Source organism: Bacillus sp. MHSD_36 (assembly GCF_030757775.1).
Classification (GTDB): domain Bacteria; phylum Bacillota; class Bacilli; order Bacillales; family Bacillaceae_G; genus Bacillus_A.
In genome coordinates this window covers 450,192-475,238 of the sequence record NZ_JAVBIS010000003.1, presented here as the reverse complement: position 1 = coordinate 475,238, position 25,047 = coordinate 450,192, and the positions used below count along the sequence as shown (strand labels likewise).

Sequence of the window (25,047 nt, the reverse complement as noted above, 5' to 3'; positions counted from 1 at the left end):
TTTATAGAAGATATGTTACAATTTAGCATGAGGTGGCACAATTCTATGAATATTTTCCTTTGTGGTTCAAATCAATTAACAGCATTAGATCAAGAAGAAATTAAAAAATTTCTAACTGACTATGCTCACAAACATAAAATTTACATATTATGTTATAAATCTATTGAAAATGAGGTACTTCGTTTTTTCGTCGAAAACGAACGACTCGCTCAAAATTTATGCTTTTACACGCTACAACCATTACAAGCAGTAACAGATGAATTTCAGGAAATCGTTGATTATTTAAAAACACACGGAGCCGAGTATGTTGCTTTTGATCATCCTTCCGACTCTATTTACCGATCAGATTATATGTTTTTTGTAAAACAAATTATTGAAGATACCGATTTAGTTCTCTGTTTTTATAACGGAGACAAACATACATCTGTCATTCCCGTTGATATTGCAAAAGAAGCCGGGATTGATGCTGTCATTTATGACCTACCAGGCTTACATGAAAAGCAAATGAAAAAAAGCTTTGAACAAAAAATTCGTATGATGTAAAGGGGGCAGCACAATATCATTATTGTGCCCATTGTAAATATGATAATTGAACAAGATTATGATCACTTTGTCGCGAGTTTTAAACAACAATTCAATATGGACATCGCTGCGTATAAACAAGATAGAATGCGACGTAGAATCGATGCTTTTATTTCAAGAAAAGGTTTTGAAAACTACACTACTTTTTTAAATACTTTACGTGTCGATCAAAACTTATTTTTAAGTTTTATTGACTATATTACAATTAACGTTTCAGAGTTTTTTAGAAATAAAGAACGTTGGCAAACGCTAGAAACGAAAGCATTACCAAAATTACTAGCACAAAATAACGGAAACTTAAAAGTATGGAGTGCCGCTTGCGCTGCAGGTGAAGAACCATATACACTCTCTTTAATTTTATCAAAACATTTATCTCCATTTCGCTATGAAATATTAGCAACGGATCTTGATTTTCATATTTTAGAGACTGCAAAACGCGGCCAATATACGGAGCGATCTCTAAAAGAATTACCGAGCGATTTGAAAGAGCGTCATTTCACAAAAGAGGATGATATGTACTCACTGCATCAAAACATTAAGCAAAACGTCACGTTCAAACAACATGACCTGTTAATGCAGTCGTTTGATACAAATTACGATCTAATTATTTGCCGTAATGTAATGATCTACTTCACAGAAGAAGCAAGAGTTAAACTATATGAAAAGTTTAGCCGCTCTTTACGAAAAGGCGGTGTACTATTTGTTGGTAGCACAGAACAAATCTTAACACCTGAACGTTTCAATCTTCAGCGCTTTGATACATTCTTTTACGAAAAAATATAAAAGAGGTCGTCACAATGTAATGTGACGACCTTTTTTATATAACTCGAATTAAAATAATACAAACAATCCATATAAAGAGAAAAAGAAACGTCATTGACCATTTATGTTCTTGCATCGTTTGTTTCAACGCCTGCGATAATTGCGTCATATTCATTTCTGCAAGTGCTCTCCATACACTTGCATCCCGCTCTTTAACCGTGCGATCTGTAACGCTAATTAAAATGGTTTCGTTAGACAATTTCGTTATATACGCAGTAATAACTGTTACCATTAAATTTATATTTCCTTCTGAAGAATCACTTTCCACTCTAGAGATAAGTGCACTTACATCTAATAACGGAATATGTACCTTTCTACCAAATGATAGTTGTACTTCAGCAAAATCATACGTTCCATCTAACAAAGGAAGCTCTTTTATATGTGCCTGTTTCACAAGCCCTTGCAAGCTTCTCATTACTTGTTCAAATATTTTTTCTGTTTGCTTTCCTTCTCCAGATAACGTATGTAACTTTTTAAAGAGTTGTAATACTGTATCCATCTCTTTAGAAAGCATTTCCTTCATAATCTTTCCATCACCTAAACTCGCAAGTAAAATCCCTATTTCATTATTTTTCGAAATAATCTTAGACTGTCCAGTAAACACTAGATTACTATACTTTCGTTCTTTCTGGATTTCATGTTCTGAAATTGCTGCAGGCTGTTTTAATGGTTGTAGCGTCTTATTTTCAATTGTCGTACGTTTAATCTCCATCTAAGCGCCTCCACTACTATGAAATTATTAGCCCCATTCTTTATTACTTTTTAAAACTAAAAACAATACGAATAAACCTGACATGATAGCAAATACATTAGAAGCTTGTATTCCATGGTCACTTTTAACTTCTTTCTTATCTTCTGGCTCTTCTGTTTTTTCTTTCTTTTTCGAAATGACTTGATTGTTATTATCTTTACCTTTTTGAGCCTTCGTATTATTTACTTCCTTGTTGTCTGTGAGAGGCTCTTTTATAACATAAGTAATTTTTTCGTTCTCTTTCAATGGTTCTTTTATAAGATCGTTTACTTTCTCTTCTTTTTTCGGCATTTGAACAACTGGCGGTTTTTCTTCTGAAAGCGGGATTTCTACTTTCGAGTCTTCCTGCTTCGCAATTTCTTTCTTATCTTCTAATTTGTCTTCATTCTCTCGTTCTTCTACCTTTTTATCCTCTTCTGTTTTTTGCTCCAAAACAGAAACGATATACTCACTTTCCTCAGCCAGTTTATTGGCGGCCGCATCCACTATCTCTACAAGTATTTCGTATGTCCCAATTGGCAACGCATCCGTTATTTCAAATACTTTTTGCCAATCCATATCTCGCTTATTGTAATCTAATAAAAAGGTAATCTCTTTATTTTCTTTTCCTTTTAATGTAACACGAACTTCTTTCACAACCGATTCTTTGTCTGCCGCCTTCACTCGCACACGTATAGAATCGCCTTGTTTCCGTTCAATTAACTTCTCTTTCGCTTCATCAATAGTAACTTTATGTAACTTCGGCAATTCTTTATCTATAGTCGGTGTTTCATTATTTATATGAATAAGTGGGACTTTCACTTCATTTTCTACGAGCTCTTCTTTCTCATTTTCTTTGTAACTTTGAACGAGCTGAAGGTTCCAATCACCTTGTAAATCAAAAGTCCCGACCTTGTAGTTAGCAATCCATCGCTTCGTTTCTTCTTCATAGTCAAAAGATATTATTCTTTCTTGCTCATACAAATCGCTGTTTTTTGGTAACTGCAACATACCTTTTATACTTTGAATATTTTTCTCTTTTGGCTCTACAATAATCCGCACTTCTTCGCCAACCTGTAATTCTGACTTATTTATTGTAATAATCCCTTGATCGGTCTCTATCTTTTTTTCGGTTTTTTGTTCACTTTTTACTTCTTGTTGTTTCTCGTTACCTTGCTTCATTTCCACTTGTTCTGGCTGTTCTTGAGCTTCTTTCATTTCTTCTTGCCCATTCACTTCATTTATATTTTGACCTGGCTCAATTTGCTCTTCCGCCTGACTTTGCAACGGGAAGAGCAAGCACACATATATGCATAGCCAGCAAATTAGAAAAAACTTCATGCTTTTCATCTACTATTTCAACGCCTTATAGTGATTTCGTCACTTTTACTCCGAAAAATCCATCTACATTTACAAGTTCACCATACGCCACCAATACATCATTTACATAAATTCGAATTGGTTCATCAATATCTTCATCTAATACAACGGCTTCATTTTCTTGTAAACTTAATATATCTTGAATCGTTTTCACTGTACTTCCAAATACAAATTTCACATTCATTTCTACATTTTTTAGGATGGATGTATCCATGTATACTGGCTCAATTTGTTTTACTTCTTTAAATTCAATAGGTTGTACAACCGGTTCTACAACCTCTTCTTCCATTTCTTCCTCAGCAATCTCTTCTTCCGCTTCCACCATTGGATACAGCAGTCGTCTTACCATTTCTTTCGCTTCAGAAATCGGTAAAATTTGATACATTTTTGATTGAAGTAGGTCGCCGATTTCAAGGTTGAACGTAATTTGAACAAGCTCGTCCACTTCCATCGCTTCTCCCAAATATTCCATCTCTTCTTTTAATGTAACAAATTTAACGTCTGGCGGCGTCATGTCCATCTTCTCTTTAAACATTTCTGACATCGCTGTTGCAGCATGCCCCATCATTTGGTTCATGATTTCTTTAATACCGCTCAGCTCTAATTCACTAAGCTCTTTCTCCGGATCAATCTCTCCCGTTCCCATCATCATTAAATCTACCATTGTTAAAGCGACATCTTTCGTAAATACGAATACATTCTCATTCTTTAATCCTTCAACAAAATCAACATTTAAAATAACAAACGGGACTGGTACTCCATCATAATGACGAACATTGATTGCTTCTACATTTGGTGTACTAATTGTAACTGGCTGATTTAAAAGCGTTGACAATACTGTTGAAGCGGAACCAATTGAAATATTTGCAATTTCACCAAGGACATCTTTCTCTTCTTGTGTTAAATGCTCTTTTTCAACTTGTTCTTCTACAATCTCAGTTTCCACTATATCTGTTGGTTCATCTTGCTCTTCTACTTCACCAGATAATTGCATTAATTTATTTATCATTTGTTTCGCATGTTCAACTGAAACAATTTGTACCAGTTTAGAGTTTACAAGATTATCTATTTTAAGGTCAAACGACACTTTAACAATCGTATGATTCCCATCGATTTCAGAGATTTTCTCCATCTCTTCCGATAATTTTACAACTTTAATTGTCGGCGGAGACATGTCTACTGTATCTTGGAAGAATTCCGACATAGACGTCGCTGCAAATCCCATCATTTGGTTCATCGCTTCTTGTACAGCACTTAGTTCTAATTCACCAAGCTCTTTCCCCTCTTCCACTTCACCCGTGCCCATCATCATTAAATCGGCAATCGATAAAGCAACATCTTGCTGAAGGACAAGTAGGTTTTCCATATCTAATCCTTTTGTAAAATGAATGTTTAATACAACATGAGGAACTTCAACACCACTTGTATCATATAAATCCACTAACTCTACATGAGGAGCAGTTATACTTACTTGCCTATTTAAAATCGTTGATAATACTGTCGAAGCTGAGCCAAATGATATATTTGCAATTTCGCCAAGAATATCACATTCTTGAGGCGTTAAAAGCTCCTTCTCTTTTTCTAGCATAATCGTGCTCGTATCCTCTTTTGTATGTTGCTCAGGCATTTTCCTTGCCTCCTCATTTTTGTTTTTCTATCAAATGAATACACTTTAATTCATTCTATTTTAACAAACTTCCTACACCAATCGTGAATATGCATTTATTTCCATTTATATATTAATTTTCTTATATTTGCATAGTTAACAAAAAGCTCCCCAATTGTTTACAAGTGGGGAGCTTTCCTTCATTCCTATTATAAACCTTCTGGGTTTAAAATGAGGACCACTCGTCCATCGCCGAGAATCGTCGCACCAGAGAAATAGTTCGAACTCTCTGCAAAGAAGTCACCTAATGACTTTAAGACTATTTCTCTTTGACCGATAATTGTGTTTACAATAAGTCCATAGCTACGATGTGTATTACGAACAATTAACACAGGAACCATTTGACTATCATATGACTCAAACGCCTCATCTACTGTTTTTTCACCAAATACAGTACTTAAATGCTTCACTTCAATAATTTGATCACGATAGTTTAACACATCTTTTCCTTGTAAGGATTGGATGTCTTCTCTCTTAATTCGAATCGCTTCAACAATGTTACCAAGAGGTAGAGCATAGCGCGTGTCATTTGTTTGAACAAGCATCGATTGAATAATAGATAATGTTAATGGAAGTTCAATTCTAAATGTACTTCCTTTTCCTTCTTCTGAATCAATAATCAAATGTCCACCTAGACTATGGATTGTATGTTTTACAACATCTAATCCAACCCCGCGCCCTGAAAGATCTGATACTACCTCAGCAGTACTAAATCCCGGTTGGAAAATGAGATCAAACACTTCACGATCTGTTAATTTATTTGCTTCAGATTCTGTTACAACCCCATTGTTAATTGCTTTTTCTAATACTTTTTCTTTATGAATACCATTTCCGTCATCCGTAATTTGAATAACGACATGATTTCCACTATGAAACGCTTCTAGTTTAATCGTACCTGTCTCATTTTTCCCTGCATCACGACGTTGTTCAACAGTTTCAATCCCATGATCAATTGCGTTACGAATTAAATGAACGAGTGGATCACCGATTTCATCAATAACAATTTTATCAACTTCAGTATCTTCACCTGTAATTTGTAAATCGATTTTTTTCCCTAAATCTTTTGCTAACATACGTACCATACGCGGGAATCGATTGAAAACAGTTTCTATCGGTACCATACGCATATTTAATAGTACATTTTGAATATCTTTTGAAATATCTCCTAATCGATTTAAATGCTCAATTAACTCCTTATTTTGAATCGTTTGTGCCAATTCATCAATACGCCCACGTTCAATTACACTTTCCTCAAACATGTTCATTAATCGTTCAATTTTCTCCAAATGAACACGAATGGAACGATTCTCACCTTTAGCATTTTTCGTTTTTGCAGCGCTTTTAGTTGGTGTAGCACTTGCAGGCTGCTTCACTACTTCAATAGGTGCCTCGGCCTTTGTAACTACAGCTGGTTGTTTTATTTCTTCTACTTGCACAGCTTCTTCTATAGCAACCTTCGAATCTACTTTCTGTAAAGATTCTCCTTGTTTTACTACTACTTTCTCAATTTCAGAAACGTGAAGCACTACCTGTTTCAATTCTTCTACACTACGATCCGTATTCATAAATACTGTGAATTCAAATCCGAAAGCATCTGCTTCGATTTCTTCAATACTAGGAATCGTTTTTTGTATATCACCTATATTTTGTAGTGCTTCCATACACATAATGGCACGTACTGCTTTTAAAATAGCTTGCTGTTCAACGGTTATATGCACTTCATGCGAAACTGCCTCATCTTCGTTTATAGACTCTTGCTCTACATGTTCCGCAATAGTTTCTATATTTCCGTTCAATAAAGCTTCTAATTTATGTTTCGTTGAGACTACATCAATATTACCCATTCCGCCTTGTTTTACATCTGCAACCATTTTCTCTAAATTATCAATGCACTCAAAAATCACATCAATAATATCCGCATGTACTACTATATTCCCATGGCGAATTTCATCTAAAACGTTTTCCATTTTATGCGTTAAATCCGCCATTTCCGTAAATTCCATACTCGCAGACATACCTTTGAATGTATGAGCTGAACGGAATATCTCCCCTACTACACCCATATCAGCAGGGTTTTGTTCTAAAATTAGCACATTTTCATTTAGCGACTGTAAATGTTCTTCCGACTCTTCAAAAAATATATTTAATAGATCTGTTTGCATTCTAATCCCCTACCTGTCTAACAAACATTTCATTTATGTATAACAATTTAGTGTTTTAAAGCGAGAAAAAAGGGGGCCACACATCTATCCGCTATCACTGTTTTGATTCCTTGTGGCACCCCTTCTATATTAGCTGTTTGCTACTTTTGTTAAAGCTTCGATTACGCGATCTGCTTGGAATGGCTTTACAATAAAGTCTTTTGCCCCACCCTTAATTGCATCTAATACCATACCTTGTTGTCCCATTGCTGAACAAATAACAACCTTTGCACTTGAATCAATTTTCATAATTTCTTTTAAAGCTTCAAGTCCGTCCATTTCTGGCATAGTAATATCTAATGTTACAATATCCGGTTGAAGTTCTTTATATTTTTGAATCGCTTCTATCCCATTCTCTGCTTCGCCGATAACCTCAAATTCAGAATTACTTTTTAATAGGTTTTTAATCATCGTTCGCATAAACATTGCATCGTCTACAACTAAAATTTTATGTGCCATTCTATTTGTTTCTCTCCTTCTATGTATAAATATATCTTAATATTTCACCTTATCATTCTCACTCATTATACAAAATAAAACGATAAAATTTAACATTTTTTTAAAAGAATTTCTGTATTTTTATTATTTTATTACTAAAATAAAAATATATTATTCTTTAATATAAATAACGACGCGACGGTTTTTTTCCCAATTTTGCGGTGAATCATTTGGTACAACTGGCTTTGTGTCTGCATATCCTACCGCAGCTAACCTTTTATCCTCCACATTATACACTTCAATTAAGTGATGTATCATATTAGCTGCCCTTGCTGAAGATAATTCCCAATTGGAAGGGAACTTGTCGTTATGAATTGGTCTACTATCTGTATGTCCTTCCACTACAATCGAGTTTGGTACAGATTGAAAAAATCCGACTAATTTACTAATGATCTCTTTTGCTTCAGGTTTAACGTTCGCATCACCTGTATCAAAGATTAAATTATCTACTATAACGACGCTCACTCCCGTCTCTTCTCGATATACATTTACTTGACTAATACCGTTATTATCTACATATGCTTTTAACTTTTTGTACAAGTCATCCATTCGCTTTTTTGAGACCATTTTTTCATCATTTTTTTCATGTGAAATATCTGGTATTGTATTTTCCATTACTTTTGCATCAACTTGCTCCGCGTCACTAAACTTTTCAAGCATCTTTGATAATTTTACTGTATCTTGCTTGGATGTAGCAACTAGTAATACAAAGAAAGTTAATAATAACATCGTTAAATCTGTAAAAGTCGTCATCCAACGAGGCGATCCCTTTTGCGGTCGTTTTATCATCACCATACCACTCCTTGCAATATTAGGCTGCTCGTTTTACTTTTTTTATCTTTGTTTCGTATACGTATGTATCGAGTTTCAACTTTAATTTAGAAGGAATTTGTCCACGATACAATTCTGAAATCGCTTCAATAACAAACTTCTTCTCTGTATATAAATCTTCAATACCACGATACACTTTTTCAGCAAGAGGAATTGCAATCATATTCGCAAGTACTGATCCATACAATGTCGTTAACATCGCAACTGCCATCCCTGTACCAATTTGCGATGTGTCTTGCAAGTTTTGAAGCATAATAATAAGACCAATTAAAGTCCCTATCATGCCCCAAGCTGGAGCGAAATCACCTATTTTATCTAATAATGCCGCTCCCTTTCTTAACTCATACACTTCCGTTTCAACATCTTTCATTAACACTTCTTTTAATTCCTCTTCATCATAGCCACTTAACATAAGTTGAATCCCTTTTTGAATAAAAGGATTATCTACTTGCTCTCCATCAACTTCTAAAGAAAGCAACCCGTGTTTTTTAGATTTTTTTGAAAAATCAACAAATAAATCCGTTAACTGTTCTAAATCTTCTTCTCTTCTATGTAAAACAGTAAAAATACTTTTCGTATATTTTTTTATTTCTCCAAATCGATATGCCACAACAATTGTCGCTGTAGTTCCCCCTATAACAATTAAAATAGATGAAACATCTAAAAAGTTTTTAAAAGCTTTTATTCCGCCCCCGCCAAGCATAATCGCCGCCATTACTATGGCAAAACCTACTATAATGCCAATTGGGCTAGAAATGTCAAACTTCCTTTTTCTTCTTTGTGGTCTAGATAACACTTGATTTTCGTCTCCCATATTCCTGCCCTTCCCTTTTCATTTTTATAAAACATTTTTTTATTTTAATAATACGTTTTCACATATAATGTTTATTATACGCTTATCATCTGTTTATCGCAATATACTCATAAAATTGACACATTTCATTTCCATATTAGAATTATAGTATGGAAATTTGAGGAGGATCACGATGGAACATAACATTTTACAAGTCATTGCACTAGCAGAAAAATTAAAATATGAAATGCGTCATAGCTGGCTTTCTAATGGACGTCAAGAAAGCGTTGCCGAACATACGTGGCGCATGTCTCTAATGGCCATTTTAGTTGAACCGTATTTAGATCAAAAAGTAAGTATTGAAAAATTACTTAAAATGGTTATTATTCACGATTTAGTCGAGGCAGAAGCTGGTGATATTCCTGCTTTTGATACAATGAATAGTCATGAATTACAATTACAAAAACAAAAAAATGAGCAAGAAGCCATTTTAAATATTAAACGAACATTAAAGGGTTCTCTCGGCACGGAATTATATGATTTATGGATGGAGTTTGAAGCGAAAGAAACGTACGAAGCAAAAGTTGCTAACGCACTTGATAAACTTGAGGTAAAAATCCAGCATAACGAAGCTGATATTGATACGTGGCTACCAATTGAGCATAAAATGACATTCCAAGTAGCAAAGCATACAAACTTTGATTCTTTCCTATCTAAGTTACAAAAAATCATTGAGCAAGATGGAGAAAAGAAATTATTAGCTGCTGGCATTGACGTTGAAGCTTGCAAACAATAATGAAATAAGACACTCAATATGAGTGTCTTATTTCATTATTGTTGATATAGCTTGCTTGTAAATAAGTTGTTGTTTTCCATCGACTAACATTAAAACGGTAAATTTGTCTATCGCAACAACTTCTCCTACTATTCTAACGCCACTCTTTAAAAAAATTGTAACAATACCTTTTTCTTCTTTTATTTGTTTATATAACTCTTCTTGTAAATGTTCCAAATACTTTTCTCTCCTTTTTTCACTGGATATCTTAATATAAAAAACTACAAATTATTTATTTATGTACTTTATCCTTTACATTCATAAACTTATTAATAAGTATATCTAAATCTCGGCTAAATAACAAAACTTTATCATGATCCAATCCATGTCTGGCAACAAGTTGAATTAGCTCTTTCTTTTTATTTTCTATTTTTTTGTGTAATTTCCCCATCTCCATCTCTTTACTAAAACTCCCTTTTCCCATAATATTACTTGTAAAATTATAGTACAAATCCTCTCATAAAAAAATATAAAAATGGCTTTTTTTACAATTTTTATTTTTTTATGCACTAATCGCGAAGTATATAGCGATTCATTCACATAACCCTAGCTAAATATACAATCAAAATGACCACACAGGCGTTTATCTAATTACTCAAGAGACTGGCTCCTTTTCCATACAAAAAACATACTGTATACAGTAGTCCATGAATTATATAGATTAACTTACTCAAAAGGAGGAAAACATATGAGTTATGGTGGAAGTTGCGCTGGTTTCGGCGGTGGATTTGCTTTGCTTATCGTACTATTCATCCTTCTAATCATCATCGGATGTAGCTGTTGGGGTGGCGGCGGATACGGATACTAATATATCCTATCCTTAACAAATGAACGAAAAACTATAAGAAAACAGCTCATATTTGAGCTGTTTTTTCATACTTTCGTATGAAATTATGTCCCTCCTTTTTCTGATTTCAACTCATAAAAAAATGTTTAGTATGAAATAAGAAGCATTTTTATTAAGGAGGATTACAATGATTAAAGGTCTTTACGAAGCACATTTACCTGTACGTAACTTAGAAGTATCAATATCTTTTTATGAATCACTTGGACTAAAATTATATAAAAGAGGAGATGATATTGCTTTCTTTTGGATTAAAGAAAATGAAAGTTGGCTCGGTCTTTGGGAAGGCACAGAATATAAAGTGAATTATCACCCCTCTTTACGACACATCGCCTTTCAAGTAAGTTTACATGATTTAGAAAATGCGATTCATTGGCTAAATCAAAAAGGAATTTCAGCACGAAAAGACTTTGGGATGGAACCAATTGTTTTTCCTGAATTAGCACATGCCGCCGTATACTTTAACGATCCTGATGGAAATAGTTTAGAATTGATTGCACAATTGCCTGTTGGACTTTCTACGGAGAAGAAAGTGTATTTAAGTGAATGGAAAAAACAAGTTCAAGCAGCATCATTACATAAGGATTAATCTTTTATGTCATTTTCTTATAGCACACTTCTAAAAACAAACAAAAACTTCAAAAAACTATTTTATGGTCAAACATTAAGTGTACTTGGAGATTGGTTTCATACAGTAGCTTTATTAACATTCGTCTATAGCATAACGGAATCACCGTTTATGATCGCACTTACTTTTATAAGTAAAGGTTTACCACAACTACTTCTTAGCCCTTTTATAGGCGGAGTGGTAGATCGTTTTTCTAAAAAGAATATTATGATTTTTACCGATATTACACGGGGAATTCTAGTCCTTACATACATACTCGCAAGCTATAAAATTGAAATTATTTTCATTGCTAATGTATGTTTATCTGTACTTTCTTGCTTATTTGAACCGGCTAAACAAGCAACCTTAAAAAACATCGTACACGAAAATCATTTCGTAACTGCTAACTCTCTTTCTAGTACAATGAATGGTTTTATGTCTATTATGGGTGCTTCTTTAGGCGGTATAATTGCACAATCTTTACATATTGAGTTCGCTTTTTTAGTAAATAGCCTATCATACTTTATTTCAGCCTATTTTATTTATAGTATGTGTATCCCTTCTCATAATACTTGTAACAAGAAAAAAGCATTTTTGACTGATATAAAAGATGGTTATACATATATATCGCAAACAAAAATCATTTTAGCATTAATTCTTGTCGGCATTTCATGGGGGCTTATTGGCGGCGCTTATCAGCTACTTCTAACAATCTATGCCGAAAAAATTTTCCACACGAACATTGGGATTTTATATACGGTTCAAGGGGCTGGGCTTATGATGGGAAGCTTTCTCGTTAATCTTTATATATCCCATAATAAAGAAAAAATGAAAAAAGCATTTGGCTGGGCCTACTTCCTACAAGGCATTTTCTTTCTTGGATTCATTCTATCCGATCAACTTATTTTCGGTATCATTACATTACTATGTATGCGCATAGCAGGAGGAATCATCGTTCCACTTGATACGACATTACTTCAAACTTACACGCGTGAAAATATGATTGGTAAAGTTTTCTCCTTTCATTACTCTATTTATGGTTCACTTATACAGTTATCTATGCTCATTACAGGATGGTTATTAGAAATCCTTTCTCCACAAATGATTGGTAGTTTATTAGCTACATGCTGTATATTTGTAAGTTTTATATGGCTTTACCTGTTTTATTGCGGGAAACTTAGTGAAGAATCTACTATTACTTAATAGCATGTTTATGTACATGCTATTTTTATTTATGTCGAAATACAGAGGAAAAAGGCGATTTATTTTCCTTACGTTCTAATTTTTTAGAACGTACAATAAATTTAGATTATAAGAAAGGAGATGTCCTAATGTTTGACGATAGACTTACTATTTCAGCTGAGCAGCAGAAGCTCATTTCCAACGCAACTCGTATTCAAATTCTTCACCTTTTAAAAGACGAAGCACTCACTGCAAAGCAAGTAGCTACTAAACTAAACAAATCTACTGGTAGCGTACATTATCACGTTCAAATTTTATATGATGGAGGGTTGCTTGAATTAGTAGACACGAAGGAAAAACGAGGGATTATTGAAAAATATTATAAGGCAAAATCTGCTCATTTCTATATTGAAGAAAGCGGCACAGAAGGAACAAATACAGGCAGTCATATTGTATCTCATTTATTTTTAACTCCAGAGGAATTACAACAGCTTACTTGGGAAGTTTCACAAGTTTTATTACGCTGGGAAAACAAAACCGCTCGTCAATCAAACTCCGAAGAGGAATACGCTATTTCCTGTAGGATAAAAAAACAATGAAAGAAAGGTCCAGCCGCTCATGAAAAATAAATTATTATTATTGTCGGGAACAGGAATTTCTCGTTTAGGTGATTTTATGTATCTTATCGCCCTAAACTTAATGGTGTTAAATAGCACAAACTCCCCTGCTGCTGTAGCAGGATTATGGATTGTAGGTCCAATTGCGACCGTTGTTACAAAAATATGGTCTGGTAGCATAGTAGATCGATTAAATAAACGGTCTATTATGCTCATCACAGATATCATTCGGGCAGCTCTTATTGGCTGTATACCACTATTTGATTCTATTTGGGCCATTTATATTTTTATCTTTTTAACTCGCATCGCTACATCATTTTTCGATCCAGCTTCATTTTCTTATAAAACAATGCTCATACGTGCTGAAGAACGCGCGCAATTCAACGCTTGGAGTAGCTTTTGTACAAGCGGAGCTTTTATTATCGGTCCAGCTCTTGCTGGAATACTTCTCACCACGTACTCAGCAGCCTTTGTTATTTACTGCAACTCACTTTCCTTTCTACTTTCTACCATTCTCATTTACTTCTTGCCAAACATTACATTACAAACAAAGCAAAACGAAGAAGTTGCAAATACTTTCGTACAAACATTACGAAATGATTGGAAACAAGTTTTTTCATTTGCTCGAACAGAAACTTACATTATTCTCATATTCGTTTTATTTCAAGCGACTATGCTTGTCGCTATGGCACTCGATTCACAAGAAGTTGTTTTCACAAATCAAGTACTGTTTTTATCCGATATAGAATACAGTATGCTTGTTAGTATAACTGGAGCTGCTTATGTTTCCGGTTCATTTCTTGTCTCTCTCTTTGCCAAACGATTACCAATTCAATATTGTATCGGATTAGGGACAATTTTCACAGCAATAGGCTATGTAATTTTCGCCTTTTCAAATTCATTTATAGTCGCAGCGAGCGGTTTTATTTTACTTGGCATTTCTTCATCATTTGCTGGTACTGGCTTTATCACATTTTATCAAAATAACATCCCTGTACATATGATAGGACGTATTGATAGCGTGTTTGATTCCATAAAAAGTTTTATCCAAATCTTTTTCATTTTAGCAATTGGGGCATCGGCTCAATTTATTTCCGTTCAAATTACTGTAATAAGTAGCTCGTTACTCATTCTTTTCCTTTCCTGTTTATTAGCAATCCGGGTAATGACGCCTTCACGAAAAAAATATTTTAAAGTGACAGGATCATCATTGGAATATTAATTGCAACATAAAAAGCGGCTATTTTTCCGCTTTTTCTCCGTCTTAAAGGACAGTAAGTCCCACTGATTAAAGTATCACTTTATGTTAAAATATGTATTGGACCTAATTATGTAGGAGGACTATTTTGGAGATTATATTCACTTTCATATGTATTATATTAGTAGCTTCTATTTTACAAACAAGTACAGGTTTTGGCTTTTCTATTATGGCAACACCTTTCTTACTCATGCTATTTCTACCACAAGAAGCTATACAAATAAATATTATTTTATCATTAATTATTTCTATAGCACTCATCTGGAAAATAAGAATGGACATTGATTTTATTCTACTAAAAAGATTAATTTTCGGCAGTATAGTTGGTGTTCCTTTTGGTATTTTCATTTTCATTTCCATTAACATCAACACATTTAAATTAGCAATTAGCATCCTTCTCTTACTATTAACGTTGATGCTAATATGCAATTTTAAGATTCAATCAACAAAATCTAGAGATTTCATAGTTGGCGGATTATCTGGTCTTTTAACGACAAGTATCGGTATGCCAGGACCACCCCTGTTACTTTACTTTACAGGAACTGATACGAAAAAAGAGAAGTTAAGAGCAACTACTTTAGCTTTTTATCTATTTATATATTTCATTAGTCTACTAACTCAAATACTCTTTACTGGCACAAACAAAACAATTTGGCAATCCAGTTTTTATGCTATTCCAATCGTATTTTTAGGTTTGTATATAGGTCAAATTATTTTCAAATGGCTTAATCAACGGATTTTCAAAATATTTACGTACATCCTTTTAAGTTGTACAGGTATGTATCTTCTTGTTGAAAGTTTGCATTTATTATAAGTAAACTTTTCAAGACAATAGATGCTTTAAGTTGTACAAAAACTCATAGATTTAAACGATAAAAAGCGGCTATTATGCCGCTTTTTATTTTCAAATTAAATATTTTAAAACTAGAAGCCCACCTATCGCTATTACAAACACATTGAAAAAAATCAGCCAATTTTTTTCAAAATCTTTATATCTCTCTTCTTTCACTCCACGTTGTTTTAGCTTCTCAATTACGTTTTTTAATTCTTGTTCATGCTCGGTACTTCCTAATTGTATATAGTTATTATCTATAGTAATTCCATATACATTCTTCATTTTTTTATGTCGCGAAACTGCTTGAATTGAGTTTATTAGTACGTTGTATTTATTTATTTTTTTAAAATAACAATCTAACGCTATAATTTGTAACCTTGTATTAGTTAAAACAATGTAATAATAAAAAGTAGCACCTGCCGTGAATATATTCGGTATGACTTTAGAATTTACAAGACTCCCCTCTTCTACTAATATTTCACATTCGATTTCTTCTCCTTCTTGTAACTCTTTCCGAACGGATTCTTCCAACATTTGCATCGTTAATTTCTTCAATAACTCCCCGTTTTTCACATAATACTTATCTATATTTATTGACTCATTCGCTTCTTTCTCTAAACGTGTAATCTCTTCCTCTGAATATTGGAGCTCATTTAACATAGATAATAATCTTTTATCCATATTACACACTCCCTTTCCACAGTTTTTGAAGTTTTTTCTTCCCACGAGAAATTCTATTGTATATATAATCCGCCGTTACTCTTAATTCTTTCGCAATATCATCAATGGAATAGCCATCAATATACCTTTTTAAAAAGATATATCGATCTTTCTTATTTAAATCTTGGACTATTTCCATAATCTCTTCTTCTTGTTCTATTTCATACCTATCATGGACACCTGTATCTGTATCTATTTCTACGTCTTTATCAAGTGTATTCTCTTTATATACTTTCTTTTTATATTCCAATGCCTTTAATTTAGTAATACCAATCATCCAAGATTTTAAGTTTCCCTTTTCCATATCAAATTGTTCGATATGAAACCAAATGATGGTAAATACATCGTTATAACAATCATCCACATATTGTTTTTCAATAGGGTTACTTAATGATTTATGAATAATGTACAAAATTAATTTTCCATATTGATCAATCACTTCTTTCAAAGCGTCTTGATCGCGTTTTTTCATAGCTATAATTAAATCCTCTTCAGAATTGAAAATCATAAGCATCTTCCTTCCTCAATTCCCCTTTAGCAGCTGCCTTTACTTACTATTGGTATTTCATTCTCATTTTCTATCACTTTTGTAAAAAATTATTAATTTTTATTTCTATATATATATGATAACAAATAAAATACCTAAGTTCAGAAAGTAGTATCTACCTTCTAAACTTAGGTATTAACAATCAAACTATTCATTTATACTAACGTTTCATCACAAATCTCTGTTACATTTTTAAAATATTGCAAGTTCTCTTTCGCTTCAGTTTCATTAAATAAATTGAGCTGCTTCATTATTTCAGTAGCGAATTCAACATATGCAGACCCTACGGCTGTTATGATTTTCCCATCAACGGTTACATCTTTATTTTGTTTATATTTCCATTCATGTAAATGCGCTAACTGTTTTTCATCTGGTGTTAATGATGTTGAGAATTTCTTCTTATTAAGTACTCCTGCTGCATGTAGTAAAGATGTTCCTGCACAAATACCCGCTATCCATTTATTTTGCTTATGTAATTCGTTCACGATAGATAACAAATTTTCATTTTCTAAATGCTCAAAAATATGTCCTCCTGGTACGATAAGCACTTCATAGTCTGCTACTTCAATATGCTCAATAGCAACATGTGGTTGGCACAAAAATCCACCTTCCCCTGTAACTGTTTTTCCGTCTACCGTTGCTGTTATTATTTCAAATTCCTTACTTATCAAAAATAAACTCGCTATATTTACTTCAAATTCTGCAAATCCATCAAATAAAAAGATCAAAGCTTTTTTCATAGTATCTCCTCCCCCTATACTTATTCGAAGACAATCATCTTTCTCCTCCAAAAAAGGCAAACCCGCATCACAGGTTTGCCTTTTTACTCATTTTTTATTTAGTCCTTTTTCATTTAAAAACTCTTTCATATGCATTCTTTTTTCTTTAGACATAAACGAACTCATTGATTCTGTCCATGTTACGTTTTTCTTGTTTGATGATCTTTCTTTGTAATACGAGCTCATCGTTTCATCGTATTCGTTTAATAATTCATCATATTTCTTTTCATCATACCCATTTTCATGAAGGATTGCCGCTACTGGTAAACGTGGTTTCACTCCGTGATCTTCATCTGGTACACCAACTGTCATTCCGAATACAGGATATACTTTATCTGGTAAATGAAGCAATTCACTTATTTCCCTCGGATTATTACGAATACCACCAATGTAACAAATACCGTATCCTAACGATTCTGCTGCTAGCGCTAAGTTTTGCGCAAAAAGGGAAGCATCTACCGTCGCAACGATAAAGTCTTCTACTCCTTCATGTTTTATTTCTGTACCATGTTTTTCACATGCCATTTCAAGACGTTTTAAATCCGCACAACAAACAAAAAACGCTGCACAGTCTTTCACGTGACGATTTCCGGATAACTCTGCTAGTTTAGCCTTTAAATCTTGATCGGTTACATATATAACAGAATACGCCTGTACAAAATGCGAGGAAGCGGCATGCTGCGCAGCTTGCACCATACTTTCCACTACACCTTTCGGAATTGATTCTTCTTTATATTTACGTACTGAAACGTGTTGCTCCATTTTATGTATGATCTCATTCATGAAAAACACTCCTTTTTCTCTTCATAATGAAAAATTAACATATCTTTTCCAATATTCACAACTTATAAGCACAAAAAGAGCCATTCTTTTTTGAAGTGCTCTTTTTAACATCTATATTATTACGGTAAATGAAATTATATCGACGATTATTTCAATATATCAACGATTCCTTGCACTATATCAACGATTTTTCGAATGTATCGACAATTCGAAAACAGATATCGACTTACCGACAAATAACGACAAACTCCCATCAAATTATTCCGTATCTTATTATGCCGTTTTCAAAACTTTAACCCCTTTTACGATATTCCAAATGAAGTAATAAATCCCTACAAGAATGAATACTGCATATGTGATCATGATCCCAATTCCAGCACCATCAGATTGATTGAAGCTTAAACCATATATGCCGGATACTGCTAATCCACCAAATAAAACTGCATACGGGAAAATATGTGACCAAAATGCTTTTTTCGCGTGGTATTTCACTTCATCCTCTGCAACGAAGTACACGATAATTGGTAGTAAAAATGGTGCAAAAAAGATACTAAAGTAACATAGTGAAGATAATATATGATTTCCTTTCATCCGATTCACCTCTAAATAGTTTTTGTTATCTTCATTATGTCAGGAATCCATTCTAGAAACTATCGCTTTACCTTTCATGAACATGACATATTTGTAAGATTTCCAACAAAAACAATCCCGCTTGGACTTCCAAACGGGATTGTTTTTCTCTATATTCGATTCATAAACCAATATTGCGTAATAGCTAAATACTCTCGTATATTCGATAGAATGACAATTCGCTTCGGCGTTTCGGCCGGAAGACCTTCTAATTGTAAACCTTGCTTTGCTGCTATTTTTTTCGCTCTAAACATATGAAAGTCATTTGTTACGATCATTCCTTTTTTCATATTATCCGGAATTAAAGGTTTTGAGAATGTAATATTCTCATCTGTACTCGTTGACTTATCTTCCATTATAATGCGGTCTTCTGCAATTTTTAGTTTCATTAATCCATTTTTCATTGCTAATGCTTCTGAAATATCTTCCCCTTTTCCTTTCCCTCCAGACACAATTGCAATTGTTTTCTCATGTGATTTTAAATAGTCAGCTGCTTTATCAATACGATATTGCAATGAGTACGATGGTTTCGTTCCGTTTACCTTCGATCCTAATACAATTATATAATCCGCATCATAGGTCGCATTCATTTGCCCATGCTTATAAATGTTATATTGTAAAAATCCCACATAAAAGGCGCAAACCATTATAATGCCCATCATATACTTCATTATTTTCTTCTTTTTCATATCCATATACCCCTATGTTCTTTGCTTCTTTCATGATAATATCCATTTATTTGTTTGTATACAGACAAATTCCAATTCATCCTAATTTCTCCTCTAGAATGTAATATTTATATTTCTTTCGGGAACAGTAAGTACAACTTTGCACGAAGGAGTGTCTCTATTGCTTCTCTTTTTATGTAACGTATCGTTCTTTTTCATCTTATTTTTACTATCACTTAAAATGCTCGGTAAATCAGCTTTAGCACAACTAACGCCTCATGATTTTGGTGCTATTATCTTTTTATCTTATTTAGCTTTTCAGGCTATACCTGTCTCTGGTGCTTTGCAAGCTTTTCTCGGTATGGTCGTTATTACATGTTTGCATTTGCTTCTTACAAAATTAAGCTTACTAAACAAACTGAATCGTTTTATTCTGGGGCACCCGATTATTTTAATTAAACACGGTGACATTATTTTTGAAAACTTACAAAAAAGTAGATATCCAATCGCTGAACTTCTTTCTAACCTTCGCGTGGCAGGATATCCAAGTGTTCACGAAATTGAATATGCTATTTTAGAAGCAAATGGGGCTATTAGTATTTTACCAAAGCGTGAACTTGTACCATTAACTCCGAAAGATTTAAACATAGATGTTACATATGCCGGATTACCAATTGCCCTTATCGTTGATTCACAAATTCAATACGATAACTTAAAGTTAATTCATAAGGACAAAAAGTGGTTATATAAAGAGCTAAAAGAAAAAGGAATTACAAATATTAAAAACGTTGCTTTCGCGTCTGTTCAAGAAACAGATGGATCTTTTGCTATTAGTTTAAAAAAATAGAAAATCCCCTTCATTTCTTAAGGGGATTTTCTTCATTATATCGCTTCTTTCTTTCCCGCCATATTTAATGGCACAGGATGTTTCATACGGTTCATCGTAAATACGATAATCGCTGTCAATACTTCCGCTACTGGCATAACGAGCCAAATTCCGTTTATCCCAAATAATTTCGGCATAATCCATAATAATGGAATAATGAATAGCAACCCTCGGCTCATTATAATAAGTACTGATTTCGTCGTTTGTCGCACTGATTGGAAGTACTCTCCATACACAATGTTATAGCCTAAAAATACATATTGGATAAAGAACAAGCTCATACCCGTTAATGTTAATTCCAATAACTCTGAAGATTGGACATCAAATAAACCAATAATATATTTCCCGAAGAATAATCCGACAATTATTGCCACTCCTCCAAGTACAACTGCAATTTTCACAGCGAACTGCAATCCTTCGCGCAATCTTTCTGATAAATTCGCACCGTAGTGGAAACTAGCAATTGGTTGTAACGCTGCTCCAACGCCAAAGAATAGTAGTAATGTCATCGCATGGATACTATTAACCATCGCATAGGACGCAACCCCTACTTCCCCTGCATATTGAACGAACGCAATATTAAAACCGATTGTTACAATTGCAACCGTACTTTCAGCTGTAAAACTTGGAAAACCTATTATCATAATTTGTTTCACTGTATCCCACTCAAAATGGAATTTCGCCCACTTTAAAATACTACTCTTTCTAAGGAAGTGAGTTAATAATACAAGGAAACCAATCGCTTCCGAAAGAATAGTCGCTGAAGCAGCACCAGTTACGCCCCATCCAAAGATGAAAATAAAGATATAGTCAAACACTATATTTAATACAGCCGTTACAACTAAACCTGCCATTGCTAAATTAGGATTTCCATCATTTCGAATAAATGTACTTAAAATATTTTCTAAAACGTATATCATTCCAAATGTTAATAATACGTGTAAATAGTCTAACGCATACGGTAAAATTACTTCATTTGCTCCGAATAAATATGCTAAATCTTCTATTCTCCATAAGCAAATCGCTGCTAATACACCTACGATAATTACGGCTACTGTCATGGATTGAGTAAAAATAGACCTTGCTCTTTCTATTTTATTTTCACCTAATGCAATGGAATATAACGTTGCCCCGCCCATTCCAATCCATAATGAAATTGAAAAGAAAATTGAAAACGCTGGAATAGCCACGTTTACTCCTGCTAATCCGTTTGCTCCAACTCCCCTACTAATCATAACCGCATCAATTACAATATTAACTGACATTAATACCATTCCTAGAACGGCTGGTATTAAATACGAAATAAATAAGCTCTTTATCGGTTTTTCTCTTAACTTTTCTGTTGCTTCCATACTATTTTGCTCCTTTTTTTCAACTCTCTTTTCTCAGTTTAAACCTTCAAGTAACTTGAAGGTCAATAGAGAATTTAAAAAATAGGTGACTTACTTATCGTGTTTCATGCCAATTTGTAATGATACGATTCCTACAACTAATTGCTTTATTTTTTCATGATAGGAATTTGAATTTCTGTTACTTGTTCCTCTGGATTTTCTGTTACAGACCAATCAATTAATGCAATCTCAATTGCATCTCCACTTATTTCGCATCCTTCTTGATCAATATATTTCATTAGCTTCTTATATGTTTCATCAGTTTCTTCATATGGCCCATGATGATATATACAGGCAAACATACCTTCTTTAATTTCATCTGAACTCTGTACTTCAAAAGGCATGTAATCCAAAAGAATAAAAACACTGCTATATGCTTGAAACTCATTTTGCATTAATCCTTTTTTCGCAACTGTTACACCAATATCTCCAGAAAATAAGCTATCATCCATTTGCCTCATATTTTTTTGCAACGAATGAATGTAGTACTCAAACATATCATCCGTCGTATTCGGGGCAACCGCAATAGCTGTTATTTTTCGCTGCGGGATCTCTTTTATTACCATTTGTTCAGCTTTTGCTTTTGTTGCTTCCTTAATTAAATGAATTCTATGCTCCAGTTTCGCCAAAGCATACTCAATTTCTCTTTGTTTTTTCAACATCATTTCTTGTTGTTTTTCCAGTAAATTGAGTGCGTATGCTGGATTTCTTTCATCAATATATTTCTTAATTTCCTTTAATGGAATGTTTAATTGACGTAAAAACTTAATCGTATCCAATAGTGAAAATTGATCAATTGTGTAATAACGATAATTTGTTTGCGGGTCCACAATGGACGGATGAAAAATTCCCTTCTCATCATAATAGCGTAAAGTAGATTCCGCTATATTATGCATTTTTGCCATTTCTCCAATTGTAAAGCGTTTGTTTAATAACATCTTTTATTTCCTTCCATTTCTATTTATTTCATTATATGTTCATTCTGTCTTCAAAACAAAAAAGAATTCCCCTACGAGAATTCTTTTTATTACCTCTTAAACCTCTATTATTATAGGAAGGATCATCGGTTTTCTTTTCGTATTAGTATATATAAACTTCCCTAAGGCCTCTCTTACTTCTCTTTTCAAAATACCCCAGCTATTCACATTCTCTTTCTTCAAATTATTAATTGTAATAACAGCTAATTTATTTAATTCCTTCAAAAACTCTTCTGAATCACGAACATAGACAAATCCACGAGAGATAATATCAGGACCAGAAATAATTTCTCCATCCACTTTATTAAAGGTAATAACTATTACGAGCATTCCATCTTCTGAAAGTTGTTTTCGATCACGTAATAAGGCATTTCCAACATCACCAATTCCTAATCCATCTACATATATATTTCCAGCCTGTATTTTTCTAGATTGAACGGCCACTTCATTACTAATATCTACAACATCTCCATTACGAACGATAAAGATATTTTCTTTTTCGACACCAATTGATTCTGCTAACAAACTATGGTGATGTAGCATTCTAAACTCTCCATGAATTGGGATAAAATATTTAGGTTTCATTAAAGTGAGCATTAATTTCAATTCTTCTTGATACGCATGACCAGATACATGGACTCCAGTAGAACTACCTGATCCATAAATTACTTTTGCTCCCAAAGCAAATAAATTATCTATAATTCGTGAAACGTTACGTTCATTTCCTGGAATCGGAGTCGCAGCTATAATAACCGTGTCTTCTGGTAAAACATCAACTTGTCTATAGTTTCCACTCGCTAAACGCGCTAAAGCTGCCATCGGTTCTCCTTGACTTCCTGTACAAAGTATCGCTACCTGCTTTGGATCTAAACGATTTACCTCACTCGCTTCAATTAACATGCCGTCTGGAATATGTAAATATCCTTTCTCTAGAGCAACTTCTACTACATTTACCATACTTCTCCCGAGCAAAGCCAATTTTCGATTTGTTTTTATGCAAGCTTCAACTATTTGCTGAACACGATTCACATTAGAAGCAAATGTAGAAATAATTACTTTTCTATTTGCTTTCATAAATATTTCCTCTATCCGTTCTCCTACCGATCTCTCTGATGGAGTAAAACCTGGTCGTTCTGCATTTGTACTTTCCGATAGTAAAGCTAGTACACCTTCACTACCTATTTTAGCCATTTTATGAATATCAGGATGTTGGTTATTTACTGGTGTTAAATCAAATTTAAAATCCCCAGTATGCACTACAGTACCTTCTCGTGTATGAAACACAATACCGAGACAATCTGGAATACTATGATTCGTTTTAAAAAATGTCGTCTTAATAGAACCGAGATCAATTTCTGATTCTGCGTGAATGACGATTAATTTTGTATCATTTTGAAGATTATGCTCTTTTAATTTTATTTCAATTAAACCTAACGTTAACTTCGTCGCATAAATTGGTACGTTTAGTTGTTTTAAAAAATATGGTATTCCGCCGATATGGTCCTCATGCCCATGCGTCACGACTAACCCGCGAATTTTTTCTTTATTTTCTTGTAAGTATGTGATGTCTGGAATTATTAAATCAATTCCTAATAAACTTTCATCTGGAAATTTAGATCCACAATCAATAACGACAATATCATTTTCATATTGAATAGCATACATATTTTTTCCTATTTCATTTACTCCACCTAAAGCAACGATAGACAAGTTGTTTTTTAATGAATTCAAATGATAAAACCTCCTTTTCACATTTATAATTCGTGAAATAGCATTTAGGCTTTATTATTTGTAATGAAAAAGGACTTCATACTATTTCATACATATAAAAATTCACAAACTATTCTTATATGTATATCCCTAATAACACCCTCTCTCTAAAAAAAGCTCCCATTTTTCCATTGATTTTTTGCAAAATATATTATATATTAATTACAGGTTCAAATTACGAGTTCAAAAGAACTTGTAATAAGACCCTTTGTTTA

At 33.5% G+C, this 25,047-nt stretch carries 28 protein-coding genes; 10 read left to right on the top strand and 18 right to left on the bottom strand.

Annotated features, from left to right (window positions below; genetic code table 11):
• Positions 1-45: 45 nt before the first annotated feature.
• Together Q9B79_RS15665 and Q9B79_RS15660 are read left to right on the top strand one after the other, a co-directional pair.
• Positions 46-543, top strand: coding sequence for a flagellar motor switch protein FliG (locus tag Q9B79_RS15665; RefSeq protein WP_306185661.1), 498 nt, complete (start codon positions 46-48; stop codon positions 541-543).
• A 39-nt stretch (positions 544-582) separates the two neighbouring features.
• Complete coding sequence (locus Q9B79_RS15660; protein WP_306185659.1) at positions 583-1,365, top strand: CheR family methyltransferase; 783 nt, start codon at positions 583-585, stop codon at positions 1,363-1,365.
• Between the two features lie 34 nt (positions 1,366-1,399).
• Here the strand turns inward: Q9B79_RS15660 and Q9B79_RS15655 are convergent, their stop codons facing one another.
• From Q9B79_RS15655 to Q9B79_RS15625, 7 genes are all read right to left on the bottom strand, one after another.
• Positions 1,400-2,116, bottom strand: coding sequence for a hypothetical protein (locus Q9B79_RS15655; protein WP_306185657.1), 717 nt, complete (start codon positions 2,114-2,116; stop codon positions 1,400-1,402).
• A gap of 27 nt (positions 2,117-2,143) precedes the next feature.
• Entirely contained in the window at positions 2,144-3,484 is a 1,341-nt protein-coding gene (locus Q9B79_RS15650) for a transglycosylase (protein ID WP_306185655.1), read from the bottom strand.
• Positions 3,485-3,500: 16 nt separating this feature from the next.
• Positions 3,501-5,141, bottom strand: coding sequence for a flagellar motor switch protein (locus Q9B79_RS15645; RefSeq protein WP_306185653.1), 1,641 nt, complete (start codon positions 5,139-5,141; stop codon positions 3,501-3,503).
• Positions 5,142-5,329: 188 nt separating this feature from the next.
• Complete coding sequence (locus Q9B79_RS15640; RefSeq protein ID WP_306185651.1) at positions 5,330-7,342, bottom strand: chemotaxis protein CheA; 2,013 nt, start codon at positions 7,340-7,342, stop codon at positions 5,330-5,332.
• 129 nt (positions 7,343-7,471) lie between these two features.
• A complete protein-coding gene (locus Q9B79_RS15635; RefSeq protein WP_000940573.1) occupies positions 7,472-7,840 on the bottom strand; it encodes a response regulator in 369 nt (122 codons plus the stop codon).
• Between the two features lie 150 nt (positions 7,841-7,990).
• On the bottom strand, positions 7,991-8,668 hold the full coding sequence (locus tag Q9B79_RS15630; RefSeq protein ID WP_306185649.1) for an OmpA family protein: 678 nt from the start codon (positions 8,666-8,668) through the stop codon (positions 7,991-7,993).
• Between the two features lie 22 nt (positions 8,669-8,690).
• Positions 8,691-9,524 (bottom strand): flagellar motor protein MotP, encoded by an 834-nt coding sequence (locus Q9B79_RS15625; RefSeq protein ID WP_306185647.1) that lies wholly within the window; start codon positions 9,522-9,524, stop codon positions 8,691-8,693.
• Between the two features lie 172 nt (positions 9,525-9,696).
• On the opposite strand from Q9B79_RS15625, the gene Q9B79_RS15620 reads away from it, so the two are divergent.
• Positions 9,697-10,299, top strand: a complete 603-nt coding sequence (locus Q9B79_RS15620; RefSeq protein ID WP_306185646.1) for an HD domain-containing protein — start codon at positions 9,697-9,699, stop codon at positions 10,297-10,299.
• A gap of 27 nt (positions 10,300-10,326) precedes the next feature.
• On the opposite strand, the gene hfq is transcribed toward Q9B79_RS15620, so the two are convergent.
• Together hfq and Q9B79_RS15610 are read right to left on the bottom strand one after the other, a co-directional pair.
• Positions 10,327-10,515: an RNA chaperone Hfq gene (hfq, locus tag Q9B79_RS15615; protein ID WP_000400660.1), complete on the bottom strand. Its 189-nt coding sequence runs from the start codon at positions 10,513-10,515 to the stop codon at positions 10,327-10,329.
• Between the two features lie 55 nt (positions 10,516-10,570).
• Entirely contained in the window at positions 10,571-10,789 is a 219-nt protein-coding gene (locus tag Q9B79_RS15610) for an aspartyl-phosphate phosphatase Spo0E family protein (protein WP_306185643.1), read from the bottom strand.
• 237 nt (positions 10,790-11,026) lie between these two features.
• Here Q9B79_RS15610 and Q9B79_RS15605 point away from each other — a divergent pair, with 237 nt between their 5' ends.
• From Q9B79_RS15605 to Q9B79_RS15580, 6 genes are all read left to right on the top strand, one after another.
• A complete protein-coding gene (locus Q9B79_RS15605; RefSeq protein ID WP_000120179.1) occupies positions 11,027-11,146 on the top strand; it encodes a YjcZ family sporulation protein in 120 nt (39 codons plus the stop codon).
• Between the two features lie 166 nt (positions 11,147-11,312).
• Positions 11,313-11,771 (top strand): VOC family protein, encoded by a 459-nt coding sequence (locus Q9B79_RS15600; RefSeq protein WP_306185640.1) that lies wholly within the window; start codon positions 11,313-11,315, stop codon positions 11,769-11,771.
• A gap of 6 nt (positions 11,772-11,777) precedes the next feature.
• On the top strand, positions 11,778-12,992 hold the full coding sequence (locus tag Q9B79_RS15595; RefSeq protein ID WP_306185638.1) for an MFS transporter: 1,215 nt from the start codon (positions 11,778-11,780) through the stop codon (positions 12,990-12,992).
• Positions 12,993-13,120: 128 nt separating this feature from the next.
• The gene (locus Q9B79_RS15590; RefSeq protein WP_306185636.1) at positions 13,121-13,570 is read left to right on the top strand and encodes an ArsR/SmtB family transcription factor; all 450 of its coding nucleotides are present in this window, start codon (positions 13,121-13,123) and stop codon (positions 13,568-13,570) included.
• A 19-nt stretch (positions 13,571-13,589) separates the two neighbouring features.
• The gene (locus Q9B79_RS15585; RefSeq protein ID WP_306185634.1) at positions 13,590-14,810 is read left to right on the top strand and encodes an MFS transporter; all 1,221 of its coding nucleotides are present in this window, start codon (positions 13,590-13,592) and stop codon (positions 14,808-14,810) included.
• A 124-nt stretch (positions 14,811-14,934) separates the two neighbouring features.
• On the top strand, positions 14,935-15,660 hold the full coding sequence (locus tag Q9B79_RS15580; RefSeq protein ID WP_306185632.1) for a sulfite exporter TauE/SafE family protein: 726 nt from the start codon (positions 14,935-14,937) through the stop codon (positions 15,658-15,660).
• Positions 15,661-15,750: 90 nt separating this feature from the next.
• Here the strand turns inward: Q9B79_RS15580 and Q9B79_RS15575 are convergent, their stop codons facing one another.
• The 6 genes from Q9B79_RS15575 to Q9B79_RS15550 all read right to left on the bottom strand — a co-directional run bounded on the left by Q9B79_RS15575 (position 15,751) and on the right by Q9B79_RS15550 (position 19,802).
• Positions 15,751-16,362, bottom strand: coding sequence for a flagellar motor switch protein FliG (locus Q9B79_RS15575; RefSeq protein ID WP_306185630.1), 612 nt, complete (start codon positions 16,360-16,362; stop codon positions 15,751-15,753).
• A 1-nt stretch (position 16,363) separates the two neighbouring features.
• Positions 16,364-16,915, bottom strand: a complete 552-nt coding sequence (locus Q9B79_RS15570) for a sigma-70 family RNA polymerase sigma factor (RefSeq protein WP_306185628.1) — start codon at positions 16,913-16,915, stop codon at positions 16,364-16,366.
• 188 nt (positions 16,916-17,103) lie between these two features.
• Positions 17,104-17,688: a DJ-1/PfpI family protein gene (locus Q9B79_RS15565; protein WP_306185626.1), complete on the bottom strand. Its 585-nt coding sequence runs from the start codon at positions 17,686-17,688 to the stop codon at positions 17,104-17,106.
• A gap of 87 nt (positions 17,689-17,775) precedes the next feature.
• On the bottom strand, positions 17,776-18,510 hold the full coding sequence (gene nfsA / locus Q9B79_RS15560; RefSeq protein WP_306185624.1) for an oxygen-insensitive NADPH nitroreductase: 735 nt from the start codon (positions 18,508-18,510) through the stop codon (positions 17,776-17,778).
• Positions 18,511-18,783: 273 nt separating this feature from the next.
• The gene (locus tag Q9B79_RS15555) at positions 18,784-19,101 is read right to left on the bottom strand and encodes a magnetosome magnetite crystal formation protein family (RefSeq protein ID WP_306185622.1); all 318 of its coding nucleotides are present in this window, start codon (positions 19,099-19,101) and stop codon (positions 18,784-18,786) included.
• Between the two features lie 149 nt (positions 19,102-19,250).
• Positions 19,251-19,802: a YdcF family protein gene (locus tag Q9B79_RS15550; RefSeq protein WP_306186185.1), complete on the bottom strand. Its 552-nt coding sequence runs from the start codon at positions 19,800-19,802 to the stop codon at positions 19,251-19,253.
• A gap of 187 nt (positions 19,803-19,989) precedes the next feature.
• Here Q9B79_RS15550 and Q9B79_RS15545 point away from each other — a divergent pair, with 187 nt between their 5' ends.
• Entirely contained in the window at positions 19,990-20,655 is a 666-nt protein-coding gene (locus Q9B79_RS15545; RefSeq protein ID WP_306185620.1) for a DUF421 domain-containing protein, read from the top strand.
• A 35-nt stretch (positions 20,656-20,690) separates the two neighbouring features.
• Here the strand turns inward: Q9B79_RS15545 and Q9B79_RS15540 are convergent, their stop codons facing one another.
• The 3 genes from Q9B79_RS15540 to Q9B79_RS15530 form a co-directional block, all read right to left on the bottom strand.
• The gene (locus Q9B79_RS15540) at positions 20,691-22,046 is read right to left on the bottom strand and encodes an MATE family efflux transporter (protein WP_306185618.1); all 1,356 of its coding nucleotides are present in this window, start codon (positions 22,044-22,046) and stop codon (positions 20,691-20,693) included.
• Positions 22,047-22,192: 146 nt separating this feature from the next.
• Complete coding sequence (locus tag Q9B79_RS15535) at positions 22,193-23,023, bottom strand: MerR family transcriptional regulator (RefSeq protein WP_306185616.1); 831 nt, start codon at positions 23,021-23,023, stop codon at positions 22,193-22,195.
• 96 nt (positions 23,024-23,119) lie between these two features.
• Positions 23,120-24,793, bottom strand: coding sequence for a ribonuclease J (locus Q9B79_RS15530; RefSeq protein ID WP_306185614.1), 1,674 nt, complete (start codon positions 24,791-24,793; stop codon positions 23,120-23,122).
• Positions 24,794-25,047: the final 254 nt, after the last annotated feature.